The sequence below is a fragment of the Allobosea sp. LjRoot237 genome, from assembly GCF_964253285.1.
Lineage (GTDB): Bacteria > Pseudomonadota > Alphaproteobacteria > Rhizobiales > Beijerinckiaceae > Allobosea.
Map to the genome: position 1 here is coordinate 451073 of NZ_CAXUQP020000001.1, position 18175 is coordinate 469247.

The window sequence follows — 18175 nt, forward strand, 5'->3', positions numbered from 1 at the left end:
GCCTATGGCTGGCTCGGCCCCGGCTGCTTGGACCTGATCGGTCAGGCCGAGCGGCAGCGCGGGAGCCAGTAAGCCAGAAGCATGATAATGGCTTGCAGCGCCTGCGACGTACGCCCACCTACTCTGCGACAAGAGCAGACGCTGGATCATCGCCGGAAAGCGGACATCCGTTCCTCACAGCGCGTTGCCTGCGCCGGCCAAGTGCATGAAGTCGGCAAGTGCGTAATCCTCGTGACTTACCGCGAGCTGGCGGACAGCAGCGCGCGCGGCGCCGACGTCAGGCGTCGCCCGCCGACAGCTTCGACGACAACGGTTTCGCTGAAACCCAGCCCGCCGGCCGAGACGTACATGTGGAAGACCATGCCGGCTTCGAGCCGCCAGCGGGCATTCGGCAGGAAGACGCGGGAGAAGTCGCTGGTACGCGGCGTGCGGCCATAAAGACCGAGCGCATAGCCGGTGACGTTATCGTAGACCGGGCGCAGGCGCTCGGTGAGCACGGCGTCCCGCAGGATCGCATCGACCTCACAGGCCAGAGCGCCCGGCCGCATCGCCGCGATCTGCCGATCCTGCAAGGCGACGAGGCGCTCGGCGAGCGGCGACAGTCCGCGCCGGTCCGCCCCGATCAGCACCGGCCGCATCAGCCGCGCGCTGTAGTTGCGACGCTTCGGGATCAGCTCGACATGCAGGATGTCGCCATCGGCCAGCGACTGGGCCGTCATCACGCCGTGGAGAAATTCGTGGTCCCCGACGCCCGGCACGATCGGCCCGGTCTCGCCGGTATCGGCCCCGTTCTCCAGGAAACAGGCGGCTGCGACCGCAGCCGCTGCACGCGGCGAGATGCCCGGCAGCGCCCTTGCGGCAATGGCCGCCATCGCCTTGTCGGCGATTGCCGCCGCCTCTGCGATCAGGACGATCTCGGCCGGCGACTTCACAGCCCGCAAAAGGTCGCTCACATGCGGCAGGTCGACGAAGCGCGCATTGGGCAGCAGCGCTGCGAAGCGCTCATGCGTCGCTGCAGTGAAACCGTAGGAGGCATGGTCGGCGCCGATCCGAGCCTGCGCGAAGCCGCGCCGCTGGATCTCCTCTGCCATGACCTGATGCGGCTCGGATGTATCCGCGAAGCCGACGATGTCCCCAAACCAGCAGGCATCCCGGCACGGACCGGCGTCGAGTTCGCGCAGCACGAACCAGGGCTCGCCCTCGCGCGGCAGGAAGGCGGCCCGGTACAGCGTTTCCGAGACCGTGTAGCCGGTCAGCCAGGCCAGGAGCTCGGCATGGTCGACGAGCAGCAGTTCGGCACCCGCCTCGGCCATCGCGAGGCGGGCCCTGGCGACCCGCCCTGCGAGCTCCTCGCGCGGGAAGAGCGAACTCACGCAACTTCGCAGATATCGAGGATGGTCAGCATGTAAATCCGGACCATGTCGAGGAAGTCGCGGATATCGACGCGCTCGTCCGGCATGGTGTTGTAGCGCCCGCCGGGCCCGCAGACGATGCCCTCCATGCCGGCCTCGGCATAGAGATGGCCGGCATCGGTGCCAAAGAAGCCCGGTGGCTTGATCGCGCCGGTCGGCTGCTTCTCGCCGCGCACCGCCTCATAGGCGGCGTTGACGGCCTTCACAATGCGGGCGTCCTTGGCGACCTCGAAGGCCGGCATCGACTGGTGCCCTTCCTTCTTCTCGATGCGGATCGAGGCCTTCAGCCCCGGGAAGCGTTGCTCCAGCGCGGCGAGCTCGCGCTGCATGTCGGCGAGCGCTCCCGCCTCCGTCTGGCCGGGCGCATAACGGCCGGAGCCCTTGAGCTTGCAGTAATCCGCGACCTGTGGCGCGCGCCATTCATGCAGTTCCTTGCCGAGTGCGCCGTGAACGACGCCGACATGGACGCGGTTGATCGATTCATGCTCGGGCGAGGGCGCGCCGCTGAACGTCATGGCGTTGAGGCGCGGGGTCAGGTCGCAGGCGGCCATGATCGCATCGACCGCCTGCTCTCGCTTGGAGAGATGGCGGGTGTTGCCGACGAGTTCGATGACGAAGGAGAAGGCGCAGGCATGCATGGTCACGGCCTGCACATCGGTCGGCTCGCTGTTGACGAAATAGTCGGCGCGGATGCCGTTGCGGATCGCCGCGACCGTGCCGACGCCGCCCTGCAATTCGCCGACGACATAGGTCAGGATCACGTCGCCCTTCAGCTTCACGCCGGCATCGAGCAGCGTCTTGACCGCGCAATAGGAGGCAGCGTCGCCCGCCTTCATGTTGGAGACGCCGATGCCGTAGATGAATTCGTCATCAACCAGCCCGCCCCAGGGATCGACGGTCCAGCCCTCGGTCGCCGGGTTGGTGTCGAGATGGCCGTTGAACAGCAGGCTCTTGCCGCCGCCCGTGCCCTTCCAGCGGCCGATGGCATTGGCGCGGCGGCCCTCGTCGAAGGGCTGCTCTTCCGCCTCAATGCCCATCGCCTTCATCTGGCCGACGACATGATGGACGAGCGCCCTCTCGCCCTCGGTCTCCGAATAGCTCTTATGCTTCGCCCAGTCCGAGAGCAGCGCGAGGCAGGCCTTCTCGTCGAGCGAATGGATCAGGTCGCGGGGATTCATCGTCATGGCCTCGAATGTCAGGCGGCCGTGGCCGGGGCGGGCACGGCTTCGAGCAGGGATTGGGTGTAGGGATGGAGGGGGCCGGTCGAGAGCGCGGCGACATCGACGAGATCGACGAGGTCGCCGCGATACATCACCGCGATCCGGTGGGCGATCTGGCGCACCAGGTTGAGATCGTGGGTGATGAAGAGATAAGCCGTGCCGAAGCGCTTCTGGAGATCGACGAGAAGCTCGACCACCGAAGCCTGCACGGAGACGTCGAGCGCCGAGGTGATCTCGTCGCAGATCACGAGCTTCGGCCTTGATGCGAAGGCGCGCGCGATGGCGACGCGCTGCTTCTCGCCGCCGGAAAGCTGGTGCGGATAGCGCTCGGCATAGGACGCCGGCAGCCGGACCTGCTCCAGCAATTCACCGATCGCAGCCGCATCCCGGCGGGAGCCCGGCTCGCCATAGAGCACGAGCGGCCGCGACAGGATCTCGCGGATGCGCTGGCGCGGATTGAGCGAGGAATCCGGGTGCTGGAAGATGATCTGGACATCGCGGCGATAGGCCCGGTCCATGTCGCCGAGCCCTTTGATGCGTCGCCCAGCGAAGCGGATCTCGCCCTCGAAGCGGTTCAGGCCTGTCATCGCCTTGGCCAGCGTCGACTTGCCCGAGCCGGATTCGCCGACGATGCCGAGGATTTCGCCCGGCATCACCGACAGGCTGACCTCGCGATTGCCGGTGAATTGCGTGTTCGTCCGGCCAAGCAGGCTGCCGAGGAAGGGCTTGCGGCCATAGAGCACGCTGACCTTCTCAACCTCGACCAGCGGCCTGGCCGCCACGGGAGGGCTCGTCTCGACCAATCGATGGTCCGGCCGTGGCACGGCGGCCAGCAGCTTGCGTGTATACGCGTCTTGCGGCCGGGCGAAGACCTCACCGACGGCGCCCTGCTCGACGATCCTGCCGCGATGGATCACCGCGACCCGGGTTGCGATCTGTGAGACCAGGGCGAGGTCGTGCGAGATGTAGAGCGAGGCGACGCCGGTCTCTTCCTGCAAGGCCTTGAACAGGTCGAGGATCTGGCGCGCAGTGATGACGTCGAGCGCCGTGGTCGGCTCGTCGAAGATGATGCATTCCGGCTGGCAGGCGAAGGCCGTGGCGATGACCACGCGCTGCTTCTCGCCGCCCGACGCCTCATGCGGGTAACGCCGCATCATCTGCTTCGGAATCTTCAGGCCGACATGGGCGAGGCGCTCCTCGCCCTCAGCCCAGGCCTGCCGGCGCGTCAGGCCGCGATGGCGCACCAGTACCTCGGAAAGCTGCTCGCCGAGTGGCAGGGTCGGATTGAGCGAAGTGCTCGGATCCTGGAAGACCATGCCGATGCGCTTGCCGCGGATCGCATCGATCTCGGCTTCCGAGGCCTTCAGCAGATCCTGCCCGGTCAGGCGGATGCTGCCCGTCTCGCGCGCGCGTTGCGGCAGATGGCGCATGATCGCCCAGGCCAGCGAAGTCTTGCCGGAGCCGGATTCGCCGACGAGGCCCAGCACCTCGCCCTTGGCGACCTGGAGCGTCACGTCGTCGAGCGCGCGGGTGAAGCCGGTCGGCGTCGCGTAGTCGAGACCATAGCCGGCGATGTCGAGGATCGGGCTCATCGCTCAGGTCCTCGGGTTCAGCGCGTCGCGCAGGCCGTCGCCGAGCAGGTTGAAGCCGATCGCGACCAGCGCGATGGCGAGGCTCGGCCACAGGATCATCCAGGCGCTGAGATGCATGAAGCGGCGCGCCTCGGAGACCATAAGCCCCCATTCGGACGCCGGTGGCTGAGCACCCAGACCGAGGAAGGAGAGCGTCGCGAACAGCATCACCGCGAAGGCGACGCGGATCGTCATCTCGACGATGATCGGCGCGACCACGTTCGGCAGCATCTCGCGCCCGACGATGAAGGCGGCGCTCTCGCCGCGCGCGACCGCGGCGCTGACGTAGTCCTGCTTGCGCACGGCGAGCGCCACCGAGCGCGTCACCCGCGCCATGCCCGGCGCGAAGGCGAGCGCGATGGCGAGGAGCGCGTTGAGACTGCTCTTGCCGAGCAGGTTCACGATCAATAGCGCCAGCAGCAGGCTCGGGATCGACATGATCGCGTCGACCGTACGCATGATCGCCTCGTCGCTGCGCCCGCCGAGGAAGGCGGAGACGGTGCCGACGACGGCACCGACCAGCGTGCCGAGCGCCGTCGCCAGCACCGCCAGCAGGACGGTGGCGCGCGCGCCATGCAGAAGCCGGCTCAGGATATCGCGGCCGTATTGGTCGGTGCCGAGCCAGAACTGCGCGCTCGGCGGCTTGTAGCGCATCAGCGGCGCCATCTTCTCAGGGTCGTTCGGGGCGAACGACGGCCCGACGAGGACGACAAGCAGGATCAGCCCGACGATCAGGAGGCCGAGCGCGCCCTGCGGCGAGCGCAGCATGCGCCTGAGGATCTCAATCATACTGGATCCTCCGGTCGAGCCAGGCATAGGCGATGTCGGCGAGGAAATTGGCGATGGCGTAGGTCGTCGCCATGATCAGCGCCCCGGCCTGGATCGAGGGCAGGTCGCGCGCCTGGATCGCGACGATGAGCTGCCGGCCGATCCCCGGCAAGGCGAAGATCTCTTCGACCACGATGACGCCGCCGAGCAGGTAGCCGACATCGAGCGCGACGATGGTGATGGTCGGCAGCAGCGCGTTGCGCAGCGCGTGCTTGAACAGCACCTGCCGCTTCGACAGGCCTTTCAGCCGTGCGGCGCGGATATAGTCGGAATGCAGCACGTCGACGAGTTCCGACCGCACCATGCGGGAGACATGGGCGATGAGGATCAGCGAGACCGTCAGGACCGGCAGGACGAGGTGCCTCAAGCCGCGCAGCGGATCCTCGGTCAACGGGACGTAACCCGTTGCCGGCAGCCATTGCAGCCAGTCGGCCAGCACGAGCACGACCAGCGTCGCCGTCACGAATTCCGGCACCGAGACGCCGACATAGGACAGGAAGCTGACGCCGAGATCGGCTGCCCTGCCGCGCCGCACCGCCGCGATGATGCCGAGCGGGATCGCGACCGCCAGCATCAGCAGGATCGAGAACAGGGCGAGCAGGAGCGAGCGGCCGAGCGCTTCCAGCATCGCCGGCGCGACCGGCTGGCCGGTGCGCATCGAGACGCCGAAATCGCCGCGGACGACGCCGCCGAGCCAATGCAGATACTGCATCCAGATGGGGTCATTCAGCCCCATCTTGGCCCGCAGCGCCGCCAGCGCATCCGGCGTCGCGTTCTCGCCCAGCATCATCACGGCCGCGTCCGCCGGCAGGACCTGCGTGATCGCGAAGACGATCAACGACACGACAAGGAGCGTGTAGCCGATCAACAGGATCCGCTTGAGGATGTAGGCCGGCGACACGCCTGCTGCTCCGCTTGCTCAGCTGCGCTTCGGCGCGTTGGCACCGAGCGAGACGTGGTCGAGCCGGAAGACCGCGCCACGCGGATGCAGCTGATAGCCCTGCACCCATTCGCGCTGGGCGCCGAGCAGGTCGAAGAAGGCCGGGATGATCGAGGGCACCTCGGCATTCATCAGCTTCTGCGCCTCGGCGTAGAGGGCACGGCGCTTGACCTCGTCGACGGTCGCGCGCGCCTCGAAGACGACCTTGTCGAAGGCGGCGTTGTTCCAGCGCGTCTCGTTCCAGGCAGCGTTGGAGGTGTAGAGCAGCGAGAAGATGGCGTCGGCCGTCGCCTGCATATTGTAGAAGCCGACATAGAAGGAGCCCTTCTTCCAGACCTGGTCGAGATAGGTCGCGTGCGGCATGGTCTCGACCTTGATGTCGAAGCCGGCGGGCTTAGCCATCTCGCGCAGAGCGACGGCGAGCTGCGTGCGCTGGCCCGGCCGGTCCGAGGCGATCAGCGTCGCTTCGAGCCCCTTGGGATAGCCGGCCTCGGCGAGCAGCGCCTTGGCCTTGGCGATGTCGGCCTTTTTCGCCGGCAGATCGGCATAGAAGCGATAGGCGGGGTTGAGCGCCGTATCGTTGCCGGGGGAGCCGAAACCCTCGGTGACGAAATCGACCATGGCGGCGCGATCGACGGTCAGCGCCAGCGCCTGGCGCACGCGCACGTCGTTGAAGGGCTTCTGGTCGCAGCCGAAATTGACGTTGCAGAACTGGCCTGACGGCACGCGCAGTGCCTTGACGCCGTTCGCCTTCTGCAGGCGGCCGAACTCGGTCGGCGGGGTCGTGGTGATGAGGTCGGTATCGCCCGAGATCAACGCGGAGGCCTCGGCGCTGACATCCGGGTAGACCACGACCTCGATCTTGTCGAGATAGGGCCGGGCCTTGTCGTAATAGGCGTCGTTGCGGGCCACGACGATCTGTCGCTCCGGCTCGAAGGAGACGAGCTTGAACGGGCCGGTGCCGACAGCCTGGCGGTCGAGCTTGCCGAGCCCCGCCTTGATGATGGTGGCAGGAATGATCTTGGCGTTGGTATAGGCGAGCGTCACCGGCAGGTCGGCGAAGGGTGCCGAGAGCGTGAAGACGACGGTCGTCTCGTCCCTCGCCACGATCTTGGCGATTGGGCCGACGTTCTGGCGTGCCGGCGAGGCTGTCTTGGCGTCGAGGATGGCCTCGAAGGTCGCGACGACGTCGGCCGCTGTGCAGGGCGAGCCGTCATGGAAGCTCAAGCCCTTGCGCAGGATAAAGGTCCATTCGGTCAGGTCGGCGGAGTTCGTCCACGACTCGGCAAGGTCGGGCTCGGCGCTCATGTCGAGCTTGAGCCGCGTCAGACCGGAGTAGAGCAGCTCTGCGACGAGGTATTCCGGGTTCACGCGGGTGACGAGCGGGTTCAGCTTTGCGACCGCCTGGTCGACGCTGACGCGCAGCGTGCCGCCCCGGCGCGGCGCCTGCCCGAAGGCCGGCAGGCCGGACAGGGCGATGCTGCTGAGAGCGGCGGAGGCGGCGAGGAAATCGCGACGATGGATGCTCGGCATGGAACGCTCCTTCAGCTCTGGGAGGGGAATAGATCTGGGTTGATGTCGGGCCTGAAATCGGCGGCGAGATAGGACAGCACCGCCTGCGCCAGCGAGACGATGTCCGGCACGGTCGTGTATTCGCCGGGCGCATGGATGTTGCGGTCGGGGCGGCCGAGGCCGCCGAGCAGCACTTCTTGCTGGCCGGTCGCGCGCTGGACCCAGCCGAAATCGGAGCAGCTCGCGGCGCCCCATTTCCGAAACTCCTCCGGCGCGTAGCCGAAGCCTTGGCCCATGGCGGCCTGCCAGCGCGGCCAGTGCGGCCCCGCCGGATCGGCGGTGGGGGCGAGATGGCCGACCAGTGCCGTCTCGACCGACAGGCCCGGCACGGTGGCGGCGCTGCGGCGGATCACCGCCTCGATCTCGGCCAGCGCCTGCTCGAAGCGCTCCTCGGGGGTGTAGCGCCGGTTCAGCGTGAGCTCGACGAGCGCGGGAACCTGGCCGCCGGCCGTGCCGCCCTGGATCGCAGCGAGATTGAGCTGGGCCGCGAGCGGCGGCTTGCCCGGCGGCGGTGGCAGGGCCGAGACGCGGGTCGCAACCTGCGCCTTCAGCGCCATCAGCGCATTGAGCAGCGGCAGCGCGCCCTCGATCGCATTGAGGCCGGAGCCCTTGCGATTGCCTTCGCCGGCATGAACGGCCTGGCCATGGATGCGAACGAGCAGATTGAACATACCGAAGCAGCCGGCCCAGATTCGCGCCTCGGCACTGCCGTTGAAATTGAGGATGTGCTCCGGGAGGCGGCCCTGCTCGGCGAGATGGCGGATGCCGGGATAGAGGCCGCCTTCCTCGTCAGTGCAGAACAGCAGCATCGGATCATAGGCGAGCTCGACCCCACAGGCACGAGCCGCGCGCAGCGCCAGCAGGGTCGCTGCGATGCAGCCCTTCATGTCGGCGGCGCCCAGGCCGATCAGCCGATCGCCGTCGCGCTGCATCCGCAGCGGGTCGGTGTCCCAGCCGGCCGCAGCGGGTACGGTGTCGACATGGAAATAGAGGCCGCAGACGGGGCGGCCGCTCCTGCGGCCGGCGATCAGGTTCGTGCGCGGACCGGCGGCGGGGCCATTCGGCACCTTCCACAGGCTCTCGGGCACTGCAACGCGCTCGGTTCCGAAGCCGAGCGGGGTGACGAGCCCCTCCATGAGACCGGCGAACTCGTCATAGCCCAGACCGGGCGGGAAAGAGGTGTCGACCGCGATCATCCGGGCGAGCGCGGCAAGCGCACCGTCGGCATTGGCGGAAATCCAGCCGTGGGCCTCGGCCAACGCCGTCTCGCTTCGCCGGAGAGATACGGGCTCGACCATCGCTCAGCCCAGCGACGCCGCGCTTGTCCAGCGCCGGTGCGATCTGCGATGGAGCCATCGAAAAGCCGCAGCTGGCAGCGCCATTTGCGGTCCTCCTTGTTTCATATAAACTATATAGAAATAGGACTCAGCAGCATGCTCCCTGTCAATGCCAAAAAAGCGCCGCCCGCTGCCGGCGGATCGGGCAACGGGGCCGGAGCCCCGGTGCCGGTGCTGCCGAACTTCGGCGCAGGAGAAGCCGCGCCGCTCTATGAACGCGTGAAGCGTCACATGTCGGAGGCGATCCTCGTCGGCGAATGGCCGCCCGGGATGGTTCTTCCCAGCGAGACCTCCCTTGCCCAGGGTTTCGGCATCGCCGTCGGCACGGTCCGCCGCGCGATGAGCGATCTGGTGGCGGAGGGGCTGCTGACACGCCGCCGCAAGACCGGAACAGTCGTGACCGGCCGGACGCCGCATCACAGCCTGCGCTTCTTCTTCCAGTATTTCCGCCTGCACAGGGCCGATGGCAGCCTGGTGCGCTCGACCAGCCAGTTTCTTAGCCTCGAATTCGAACCGGGCACTCCGGCGCAGATCGCGGCCCTGCAGATCAGGACGGGCGGCGTGATCAAGATCCACCGCATCCGCCACGCTGACGGCCGTCCCGTGATGCAAGACAGGCTGGTGATGGCGGAAGAGCGGCTACCGCACTGGCCGCGCGACACCGCCGAGCTGCCGCCCCTGCTCTATCTGCATCTGCTGGAACGCTACGGCATCCGGATTTCCGCGGTTCGGGAGCAGATCGCCGCCGAGCTCGCCAGCGACGAGGATATCGCGCTGCTCCAGTTAGGTGGACGCCAGGCTGTGCTGACGATCGACGAGGTCGCCTACGATCAGGCCGGCGTTCCGACCATCATTGGGTGGCACCGCGCGACGACTACCGCACACGCCTATGTCAACGAGGTCCGGTAGGTCTGCGCCTCCTGCTGACATTGACCGGACCGGGCCGCGTATCGCCCTGCTCGCGTTCCAGCTTACGCCGGCGGCTGACGCTCGCCGCGCTCATCCCGAACCGCTCGCCAGCCTGGCGATGCGTCAAACCCGCCGCCATAGGCGAGGCGCCAGAGCTTGGCGCCGGCTGGCGTCACCCATAACTGCAAACCACCGCCGTCCGAGTGCTTTGTTACCTTCGGCTGCGCCTTGGCATTCCTGATCGCGGTACCGGTTAGACGCATTGCTGGCCTCGGACCTGCTGGCCTTCACCTGAGGCCATTAGGAAGGCCAACAAACGGCGCTACTGCCAGCGGCCGCCGACGAATGCCAATGAACCAGAAACAAAAGAAACCGGCCCATTTGGAGCCGGTTACGATCGCCACTGAATGTCGATGAAAGAGAGTTTGGTAGCGGGAGAGGGACTCGAACCCCCGACACGCGGATTATGATTCCGCTGCTCTAACCAGCTGAGCTACCCCGCCCCGATGGCGACGCGCCTTGAGAACGGCGGTCAATCGCGACGGCGCGGATATAGGGGGCGGCGGGCGTCGGCGTCAAGCCTTGATGGCGAGGGTCAGCTGAGCTTCCGCAGCCTGACCACCTTGAAATAGCCCTGGCCGACATGGACGGTCTCGTAGCGGCCGGTCGCGGCGGCCCAGTCGGTCAGGCGCGAGACCTTGAAGTCGCTGCTCCAGCCGATCGCCCTGGCCAGTGGCGCGACCAGCTTCCAGAACGGCGCGGCGAGGCCGCCATCGCCGACGAGACGGCTGGAGATCACGATCTCGCCGCCCGGGCGCAGCACCCGGTCCATCTCGGCCAGCGCCTGCTCGGGATCGGGCACAAGCGTGATGACGAACTGGGCGGTGACCGCGTCGAAGGAGCGATCGGCGAAGCCGAGCCGGCAGGCGTCCATCACCATCAGTCCGCGGACATGATCGAGCCCCTGGCTCAGCACCTTGGCGCGCGCGACGCGCAGCATGTCGAGCGAGAGGTCGGCGCCGACGATGCGCCGGTCGCGCTCGAAATAGGGCAGGGTCAGCCCGGTGCCGACGCCGATCTCGAGGATGTCGCGGCCGCTGGCGCAGGCCGCCGCCACCGCCTCGCGCTGGGCGCGGGCGAGCAGGCCCTGATAGATCCGGTCGTAGACTTTCGCCCAGACCGCGTAGACGCGCCTTTGCGCGTCGAGACCGTTCGTCGTCGTCATGTGATGCCGTAGGCAGGCTCGGGCTGCGGCGCCGGATGCGGGACCCGGTTGGCCATGATGACGCCGCCGCCGAGCACGCGGGCTCCGCTGTCGGCATGGTCGTAGATCACGCAGGCCTGGCCGGGCGAGACGCCTTCCTCGCCCTGCGCCAGCAGGACATGGACGCCCTTGTCGTCGACGAGCAGGCGCGCCTCGCGCGGCGCGCGGGTCGAGCGGACGCGGACCGCGACCTCGATGCCACCGGGCGGCAGTTCGGCGAGGGCGATGTCGCCGATCCAGTTCAGATCGCGCAGGTCGACGCGGCTGACGCTCAGCGCCTCGCGCGGGCCGACGATGACACGGGCGTTCTCGGCATCGAGCGCAACGACATAGAGCGGCTCGGCGCCACTGATGCCGAGGCCCTTGCGCTGGCCGACCGTGTAGCGCAGCACGCCCTCATGCTCGCCGAGCACGCGGCCATCGAGATGGACGATGGCGCCAGGGCGGGCGGCGCCGGGCTTCAGCCGCTCGATCACCTCGGCATAGCGGCCGTTGGGAACGAAGCAGATGTCCTGGCTGTCGGGCTTGTCGGCGATGGCGAGGCCGAATTCGGCGGCGAGTGCCCGGGTCTGGGCCTTGTCGAGGCCGCCGAGCGGGAAGCGCAGCAAATCGAGCTGCTCCTGCGTCGTCGCGTAGAGGAAATAGCTCTGGTCGCGGCTCTCATCGGCAGCGCGGAAGAGGCCGCGATGGCCGGTGCCGAGGTCGCGGCTGGCGACATAATGGCCGGTAGCGAGCGCATCGGCCCCGAGCTCGCGGGCGAGGCCGAGCAGGTCGCGGAACTTCACGGTGCGATTGCACTCGACGCAAGGGATCGGCGTCTCGCCGGCGAGATAGCTCTCGGCGAAGCGCTCGATCACCGCGTCGCGGAAACGGCTCTCATAGTCGAGGACGTAATGCGGGATGCCGATCGCCTCGGCGACGCGGCGGGCATCATGGATGTCCTGGCCAGCGCAACAGGCGCCGGCGCGGTGCACTGCCGCGCCATGGTCGTAGAGCTGCAGCGTGACACCGACGACGTCGTAGCCCTGGCGCTTCAGCAGCGCCGCCACCACCGAGGAATCGACACCGCCCGACATGGCCGCGACGACGCGCGTCGCCGCTGGCGGCTTGGCGATGTCGAGCGAGTTGAGCGAAGCGGTCATCTAGATTCCGGGCGGGTTCGGGCGCGAAGCGTCCGAGGATGTGGGCGCTCTATAACGGTTTTGACAGATGCGGGCCAGCGCAAGGCCGGCAATTCCTGCCGGGCCGAGCAATCGAAGGAAGCGATTCCTGCCGGGTGAGGGGAGGGTGCTTTTCGGTCAAGTTGCTGAAACGGTGTGGTTTTTCGGTTGGCTCGCCTCTTGCTGAAGGAGTGGCGGCCACGTCGTCACGGTTCTGTTCCGGAGAGTATCCCATGTCTGCCGCGCCGGTCTCGCGTTCGTCCGCGCTGCCCGAGATTACAGCTCCGAGCCGCCGCAGCCCGGAGCGGAGCGAGCCCGAGCAGGCCTTTGCCTTGCCACCGGAGCCGGTGGAGCGGCCGCGTCCGCGCGTTGAGGACGACCGCAACTCGCGCGACAGCGCGGAGACACGCGAGCCCTCGAAATTTGATGACGGCGCCCGCAGGACGGCTGTAGCCGAGACCAAATCGCCGGCCCGTGCCGACGAGGCCGGCAAGGACAGGAAAACGGCAGGCGCTGCCGAGCGATCCGACAAGGCGAAGACGGAGCCCGAACCGGACGAGGCATCGACGAAGGATGCTACGGCCCCCGAGGGCAAGAAGACCGAGGCGGTCGCTGGCGACAAGCCGGTCGGTGGCAAGACTATCGAAGAGCATAAGGCAGCGCTCGATGGGGCGCCCGTGCTCGACAAAGGCACGCCCGAGGAGCAGGCCGTTGCGGGCGTCGTGCCGCAACCTGTGCCGGTTCCCGGTGTATCCGCCGAGTTCCTGGCGCTGGCGGCGCTGACGCTCCAGGGTGGCGAGCAGGCCAAGCCGGACGGTGCGGCCACACCGGAGAGCAAGCCGGAGGGGCAGACGGTCGTGGCGACCGGCGAGGCGGGTGCAGCCGGACAGCAGGTTGCGACCGGCGCTGTCTTGCCGGTCCCTGCAGCGTTGGTGAAGACAGACGGTCAGGCCAGCGCGGGTGGCGAAGCCGCGGCCATCGGCGTCAAAGCCGGCGTGACGGCGCAGCTTCCAGCAGCCGGCGTCGCGACCAAGGCGGAGATGAAGCCTGGCGAAGCGCAGCAGGGCGACGCCAAACCGGTCGATAGCCAAGCGGTGCCGAAGGAAGCGGCCGAGGTCAGCAAGGCGGCGACAGCCACTGCTGGCACTGAGGTCAAGCCGGCAGAGGCGACCGCGACAGGCCAGCCCGCGCAGGCCAGCACCGCGGACAATGTCGCACCGGCTGCCAACCCGCAGCCGGCCAGTGCGCCCCTGAGCCCGCAAGCCCTTCTCGCCGCCGGGCCGCAGACGCTGGCCACGCCGCAGGCGCCCTTGACCGAGCTCGACGCTGCCGCCCAGGCGACGGCGCAAGCCCAGGCCGAGGCCACCCACCGGATGATCTCGGGCGAGACGGGCCGGGCGACGCCGCTGCACGTCGTGCCGGTCGAGATCGGCGCCCGGGCGCTCGCCGGCAACAAGCGCTTCGACATCAGGCTCGATCCGGCCGAGCTCGGCCGTATCGATGTCACTCTGGAAATCTCCGACAAGGGCGAGGTCAGCGCCAAGCTGACGGTCGACCGGGTCGAGACGCTGCATATGCTGCAACGCGACGCGCGCACGCTCGAGCGCGCCTTCGAGCAGGCCGGCCTGAAGCCGTCGGAAGGCGGCATCGACATGAGCCTGCGCGATTCCAGCGACCAGCAAGCGGGCGCGCGTCAGCAACGGCAGGATGACGAAACGCCGCGCGGCCGCCGAGCCTGGGTCCAGGCCACGGACGACAGCGCATTCATCACCGAAGCGGCGACATTGCCGCGGACCGCCGGCCGCCTCGGCGGCGTCGATCTCAGCATCTGAAGGAGGAACGGACGATGACCGTCTCCAATACGGGTAGCCTCTCCAATTCGCAGATCGCGGCCGCGCAGAACAACACCGCGACCGGCAGCGGCACGTCGATCGCCAATAATTTCGACCAGTTCCTCACCCTGCTGACGACGCAGCTCAAGAACCAGAACCCGCTCGACCCGCTCGACACCAACCAGTTCACCCAGCAGCTGGTGCAGTTCGCCGGCGTCGAGCAGCAGCTCAAGCAAAACGAGACGCTGACGGCGCTGCTCGGCGTCAGCAAGGCGACGACGGGTGCAAGTGCGATCGGCTTCGTCGGCCAGACCGTCACCGCAGACGGAGCGGCGACGCAGCTCGCGGATGGCAAGGCCGAGTGGAAGCTCAACGCCTCCAAGGGCGGCACGGGTACGATCACCATCAAGGATTCGGCCGGGAAGGTCGTTTTCAGCGGCACGAAGACGCTCGTCGCCGGTGACCAGACCTATAGCTGGGACGGCAAGACCTCGACCGGCTCCAATGCGCCCGCCGGCGAGTACACCATCACGGTGGACGGCGCCGACGTCTCCGGCGCGGCGATCACGGTCAAGACCGAGATCACCGGCAAGGTCGACGGCATCGACTTCTCGACCACGGTGCCGACATTGCTCATCGGCGCGATCAAGGTGCCACTCGACAGGGTCAAATCGGTGAAAGCCACCAGCTGACGGACACGGTGATGACCCATGCCGAAAGCCTGTGTGATTGCTTTAGGCAAAATTTAAGCCCGTCGGGGCTAGGCTCCTGGGCAGTAGGTCTGTTGAGTTGTGTGAGAGTTACCATGACCGAGCCGCTGCGACCGCGCGTCAAATATGTGATCGGGCCTGATGGCAGCCCGCTGACCATTGCCGACCTGCCGCCGATGAATACGCGTCGCTGGGTGATCCGGCGCAAGGCCGAGGTCGTCGCTGCCGTGCGCGGCGGCCTGCTCAGCCTGGAGGAGGCCTGCCAGCGCTACACGCTGACGGTCGACGAATTCCTGAGCTGGCAGATGTCGATCGACCAGCATGGCCTCGCCGGCCTGCGCACCACCCGCATTCAGCATTATCGCCAGTAATCCTGCCGGCGAGCTGCCAAATTTATCGGGCGTCGGCCGAGAGGCCGGCGCCTTTTCGCGTTCGCATTGGTGTGTCTTTCCGGCCGAATTGCCCGTTTCCGAACCGTCGTTAACCCGGCGCTAACCATGCACTGGGAAAAACTTGCCTAGTGGTGCGTCTGCGCGTTGGTTTCGCAGGCACCGGGCAACGGAAACGTGGCGTGAACGGGCTAGTCGATCAGTTCCGGAGATTCGGTGCGGCGCGGCTGGCGGCGATGCTGGCGGTGACGCTGGCGCTGATCGGCTTCTTCGCCTTCGTGATGCTGCGCATGTCGCAGCCGACGATGGGTGTGCTCTTCGCCGATCTGTCGAGCCAGGACGTCGGCGCCATCGTCAAGGACCTCGACACGCGCGGCGTGAAATACGAATTGCGCGGCGACGGCCAGACGATCCTGGCGCCGCGCGCCGACGTGCCGCGACTGCGGCTCGAGCTCGCCGGCAAGGGTATCCCTTCCGGCGGCGGCGTCGGCTACGAGATCTTCGACAAGGGCGACGCCTTCTCCTCGACGAGCTTCGTCCAGAACATCAATCATCTGCGTGCGCTCGAGGGGGAGCTCTCGCGCACCATCCGTTCGATCAGCCGTGTCCAGGCGGCGCGCGTTCATCTTGTCATTCCCGAGCGGCGCCTGTTCGAGCGCGACCGCGAGCCGCCGCGTGCCTCGATCGCGCTCAAGCTCGCCGGCGATCTCGACGCCGCCCAGGTTCGGGCGGTCCGCCACCTCGTCTCCTCGGCCGTCGACGGGCTGAAGCCGGAACGGGTCTCGATCGTCGACGAGCGCGGCCGGCTCCTCGCCGACGGTGCCCAAGGCGAGCAGGGTATGGTCGGTGTGGCGCTGGACGAGCGCCAGGGCGCGATCGAGCGGCGGATCAAGGCACAGCTCGACGACATCGTCGCGAGCATCGTCGGGCCGGGCCGCGCCCGCGTCCAGGTCTCGGCGACGCTCGATTCGAACCGGGTCGAGAGCCGGTCCGAGACATTCGATCCCGAGAGCAAGGTCATCCGCTCGAGCCAGAATCGGACGGAGGCCTCCGCCAGCAATGAGCAACGCGAGGGCGTCACCGTCGGCAACGAATTGCCGGGCGCACAGCAGAACCAGGGCCAGCAGCAGGGCCAGCAGCGCGACACCAGCTCGAAGAACGAGGAGGTCGTCAACTACGAGATCTCGCGCACGACCCGCACCGAGGTGCAGGATGGCGGGCGGGTCCGCAAACTCTCCGTCGCCGTGCTCGTCGATGGCGTGTACAGCCGGCAGGGCAACGAGACGAACTACCAGCCACGGTCGCAGGAGGAGCTGGAGCGGATAGGCCAGCTGGTGCGGACCGCGATCGGCTTCGACCGTCAGCGCGGCGACCAGGTCGAGGTCGTCAATCTGCGCTTCGCCGAGGCGCCTCAGGCCGCGAGCGACCTGACCGAGCAGACGCTGATGCAGCAGCTCACCTCCTTCACCAGGGAGGACCTCGTCCGCTTCGCGGAGATGGGCGTGATCGCGCTGCTCATCCTGATCGTCCTGATGGTGGTGGTGCGTCCACTGCTCAAGCAGGTGCTCGCGCCCGACCGCGAGGTCAGGGCGCTCCCGAGCTTCATGCGTAACGGCACGCTCGTGGTCGACCAGGGCACCGGCGATCCGTCGACGTTCCCCGCCGTTTCCGGCGGAGCGGGCTCGGCTGGCGGCGCAGATGCCAGCCAGCTGGGTGTCGAGGCGCCCTCCGAGCGCATGCTGGCGATCGCGCAGATCAAGGGCCAGCTCAAGGCCCAGTCGGTCGAGAAGATCGGCGCCATGGTCTCGCAGAATCCGGCGGATTCCGTCGCGGTGCTGCGCGGCTGGATCCACGAGAAAGCACCAGCGTGACGGGAGCCTGAACCATGGCCGCGACACGCTCCATCGCAACCCGTAGCGGAAGCTCCGCCTCCGATGGCGAAAGGTCGGGCTATGCCGACGGGCCGATGACGCTCGAGGGCATGACCGGGCCGCAGCGGGCCGCTGTCATCCTGCTCGTGCTCGGCGAGGAGCACGGACGGGCGATCTGGGAAGAATTTGACGACGAGGAAATCCGCATCATCACGCGCGCGATGGCGGAGCTCGGCACGGTCGATTCCGACCAGGTCGAGAAGCTGATGCTCGACTTCGTCGGCAGGCTCTCCAGCGCCGGCGCGATCACCGGCTCCTTCGACCGCACGATCTCGCTGCTCGAGAAGATCCTGCCGACCGACCAGGTCGCACTGATCATGGAGGAAATCCGCGGTCCTGCCGGCCGCAACATGTGGCAGAAGCTCGGCAATATCGACGCCGTCGTGCTCGCGAACTTCCTGAAGAACGAGTACCCGCAGACGATCGCCGTGATCCTCTCGCGCATTCGGCCGGATCATTCGGCCAATGTGCTGCGCCATTTGCCCAACGAACTGTCGATCGAGGTGGTCGGCCGGATGCTGCGCATGGAATCGGTGCAGAAGGAGGCTCTCGACCATATCGAGAACACGCTGCGCACCGAGTTCGTCTCGACGCTGACGCAGACGCGCCGGCGTGATCCGCACGAGATGATGGCCGAGATCTTCAACGGCTTCGACCGCCAGACCGAGATGCGCTTCCTCGCCGCGCTCGACGTGACCAACCAGGACTCGGCCGAGCGTATCCGCGCCCTGATGTTCACCTTCGAAGACCTCGGCAAGCTCGATTCCGCCGGACTGCAGACGCTGATGCGCCAGGTCGACAAGGACATGCTCGCCCGCGCCCTCAAGGGCGCCAACGAGGAGATGCGCGCCTTCTTCCTCGGCGCGATGTCGCAGCGTGCCGCCAAGAACCTGCAGGACGATATGCAGGGGCTCGGCCCGCTGCGCCTCAAGGAGGTCGACGAGGCGCAGATGAAAATGGTGACCCTGGCCAAGGACCTCGCCGAGAAGGGCGAGATCGTCATCGCCAAGGGCAATTCCGAAGACGAGTTGGTGTACTGA

At 67.4% G+C, this 18175-nt stretch carries 15 protein-coding genes, 1 tRNA gene and 2 pseudogenes; 6 read left to right on the forward strand and 12 right to left on the reverse strand.

Features of this window, described 5'->3' with window-relative positions; all coding sequences use genetic code 11:
* Nucleotides 1–236 precede the first annotated feature (236 nt).
* The 7 genes from ACSQ24_RS02065 to ACSQ24_RS02095 are packed head-to-tail and all read right to left on the reverse strand — an operon-like array spanning nt 237 to nt 8901.
* Entirely contained in the window at nt 237–1373 is a 1137-nt protein-coding gene (locus tag ACSQ24_RS02065) for a M24 family metallopeptidase (RefSeq protein WP_436093079.1), read from the reverse strand.
* Nucleotides 1370–2590 carry a M20 family metallopeptidase gene (locus tag ACSQ24_RS02070; RefSeq protein WP_436097808.1) on the reverse strand — a complete coding sequence of 407 codons (1221 nt, stop codon included), beginning with the start codon at nt 2588–2590 and terminating at the stop codon, nt 1370–1372. The genes ACSQ24_RS02065 and ACSQ24_RS02070 overlap by 4 nt, the downstream gene beginning before the upstream one ends.
* A gap of 17 nt (nt 2591–2607) precedes the next feature.
* A complete protein-coding gene (locus ACSQ24_RS02075) occupies nt 2608–4224 on the reverse strand; it encodes a dipeptide ABC transporter ATP-binding protein (RefSeq protein ID WP_436093080.1) in 1617 nt (538 codons plus the stop codon).
* 3 nt (nt 4225–4227) lie between these two features.
* Nucleotides 4228–5052, reverse strand: coding sequence for an ABC transporter permease (locus ACSQ24_RS02080; RefSeq protein WP_436093081.1), 825 nt, complete (start codon nt 5050–5052; stop codon nt 4228–4230).
* A complete protein-coding gene (locus tag ACSQ24_RS02085) occupies nt 5045–5992 on the reverse strand; it encodes an ABC transporter permease (protein ID WP_436093082.1) in 948 nt (315 codons plus the stop codon). Before ACSQ24_RS02085 ends, ACSQ24_RS02080 begins: the two co-directional genes overlap by 8 nt.
* 18 nt (nt 5993–6010) lie before the next feature.
* Nucleotides 6011–7564, reverse strand: a complete 1554-nt coding sequence (locus ACSQ24_RS02090) for an ABC transporter substrate-binding protein (protein ID WP_436093083.1) — start codon at nt 7562–7564, stop codon at nt 6011–6013.
* Between the two features lie 11 nt (nt 7565–7575).
* Nucleotides 7576–8901 carry a M20 family metallopeptidase gene (locus ACSQ24_RS02095; RefSeq protein WP_436093084.1) on the reverse strand — a complete coding sequence of 442 codons (1326 nt, stop codon included), beginning with the start codon at nt 8899–8901 and terminating at the stop codon, nt 7576–7578.
* A gap of 204 nt (nt 8902–9105) precedes the next feature.
* Between ACSQ24_RS02095 and ACSQ24_RS02100 the strand changes: the two genes are divergently transcribed.
* On the forward strand, nt 9106–9849 hold the full coding sequence (locus ACSQ24_RS02100; protein ID WP_436093085.1) for a GntR family transcriptional regulator: 744 nt from the start codon (nt 9106–9108) through the stop codon (nt 9847–9849).
* Nucleotides 9850–9856: 7 nt separating this feature from the next.
* On the opposite strand, the pseudogene ACSQ24_RS02105 reads toward ACSQ24_RS02100, so the two are convergent.
* The 5 genes and pseudogenes from ACSQ24_RS02105 to mnmA all read right to left on the reverse strand — a co-directional run.
* Nucleotides 9857–9988, reverse strand: a pseudogene (locus tag ACSQ24_RS02105) (IS630 family transposase); the annotation flags it as partial.
* Nucleotides 9989–9995: 7 nt separating this feature from the next.
* Nucleotides 9996–10112, reverse strand: a pseudogene (locus ACSQ24_RS02110) (Arm DNA-binding domain-containing protein); the annotation flags it as partial.
* 163 nt (nt 10113–10275) lie between these two features.
* Nucleotides 10276–10352, reverse strand: a tRNA-Met gene (locus ACSQ24_RS02115).
* A 92-nt stretch (nt 10353–10444) separates the two neighbouring features.
* Complete coding sequence (locus tag ACSQ24_RS02120) at nt 10445–11074, reverse strand: class I SAM-dependent methyltransferase (protein WP_436093086.1); 630 nt, start codon at nt 11072–11074, stop codon at nt 10445–10447.
* Nucleotides 11071–12255 carry a tRNA 2-thiouridine(34) synthase MnmA gene (gene mnmA, locus ACSQ24_RS02125; RefSeq protein ID WP_436093087.1) on the reverse strand — a complete coding sequence of 395 codons (1185 nt, stop codon included), beginning with the start codon at nt 12253–12255 and terminating at the stop codon, nt 11071–11073. The genes ACSQ24_RS02120 and mnmA overlap by 4 nt, the downstream gene beginning before the upstream one ends.
* Nucleotides 12256–12506: 251 nt before the next feature.
* Here mnmA and ACSQ24_RS02130 point away from each other — a divergent pair, with 251 nt between their 5' ends.
* The 5 genes from ACSQ24_RS02130 (at nt 12507) to fliG (ending at nt 18175) form a co-directional block, all read left to right on the forward strand.
* Nucleotides 12507–14105 (forward strand): flagellar hook-length control protein FliK, encoded by a 1599-nt coding sequence (locus ACSQ24_RS02130; protein WP_436093088.1) that lies wholly within the window; start codon nt 12507–12509, stop codon nt 14103–14105.
* Nucleotides 14106–14119: 14 nt separating this feature from the next.
* The gene (locus tag ACSQ24_RS02135; RefSeq protein ID WP_436093089.1) at nt 14120–14797 is read left to right on the forward strand and encodes a flagellar hook assembly protein FlgD; all 678 of its coding nucleotides are present in this window, start codon (nt 14120–14122) and stop codon (nt 14795–14797) included.
* Between the two features lie 113 nt (nt 14798–14910).
* A complete protein-coding gene (gene sciP, locus ACSQ24_RS02140) occupies nt 14911–15186 on the forward strand; it encodes a CtrA inhibitor SciP (RefSeq protein WP_038359348.1) in 276 nt (91 codons plus the stop codon).
* A 200-nt stretch (nt 15187–15386) separates the two neighbouring features.
* Complete coding sequence (gene fliF, locus ACSQ24_RS02145) at nt 15387–17075, forward strand: flagellar basal-body MS-ring/collar protein FliF (RefSeq protein WP_436093090.1); 1689 nt, start codon at nt 15387–15389, stop codon at nt 17073–17075.
* Nucleotides 17076–17170: 95 nt separating this feature from the next.
* Complete coding sequence (gene fliG / locus ACSQ24_RS02150; protein ID WP_436097809.1) at nt 17171–18175, forward strand: flagellar motor switch protein FliG; 1005 nt, start codon at nt 17171–17173, stop codon at nt 18173–18175.

Coding starts and splice junctions, on each gene's coding strand:
- ACSQ24_RS02070 (WP_436097808.1), bottom strand. CDS start 2,590: ATGAATCCCCGCGACCTGATCCATTCGCTCGACGAGAAGGCCTGCCTC.
- ACSQ24_RS02080 (WP_436093081.1), bottom strand. CDS start 5,052: ATGATTGAGATCCTCAGGCGCATGCTGCGCTCGCCGCAGGGCGCGCTC.
- sciP (WP_038359348.1), top strand. CDS start 14,911: ATGACCGAGCCGCTGCGACCGCGCGTCAAATATGTGATCGGGCCTGAT.
- ACSQ24_RS02090 (WP_436093083.1), bottom strand. CDS start 7,564: ATGCCGAGCATCCATCGTCGCGATTTCCTCGCCGCCTCCGCCGCTCTC.
- ACSQ24_RS02095 (WP_436093084.1), bottom strand. CDS start 8,901: ATGGTCGAGCCCGTATCTCTCCGGCGAAGCGAGACGGCGTTGGCCGAG.
- mnmA (WP_436093087.1), bottom strand. CDS start 12,255: ATGACCGCTTCGCTCAACTCGCTCGACATCGCCAAGCCGCCAGCGGCG.
- ACSQ24_RS02120 (WP_436093086.1), bottom strand. CDS start 11,074: ATGACGACGACGAACGGTCTCGACGCGCAAAGGCGCGTCTACGCGGTC.
- ACSQ24_RS02135 (WP_436093089.1), top strand. CDS start 14,120: ATGACCGTCTCCAATACGGGTAGCCTCTCCAATTCGCAGATCGCGGCC.
- ACSQ24_RS02130 (WP_436093088.1), top strand. CDS start 12,507: ATGTCTGCCGCGCCGGTCTCGCGTTCGTCCGCGCTGCCCGAGATTACA.
- ACSQ24_RS02075 (WP_436093080.1), bottom strand. CDS start 4,224: ATGAGCCCGATCCTCGACATCGCCGGCTATGGTCTCGACTACGCGACG.
- fliG (WP_436097809.1), top strand. CDS start 17,171: ATGACGCTCGAGGGCATGACCGGGCCGCAGCGGGCCGCTGTCATCCTG.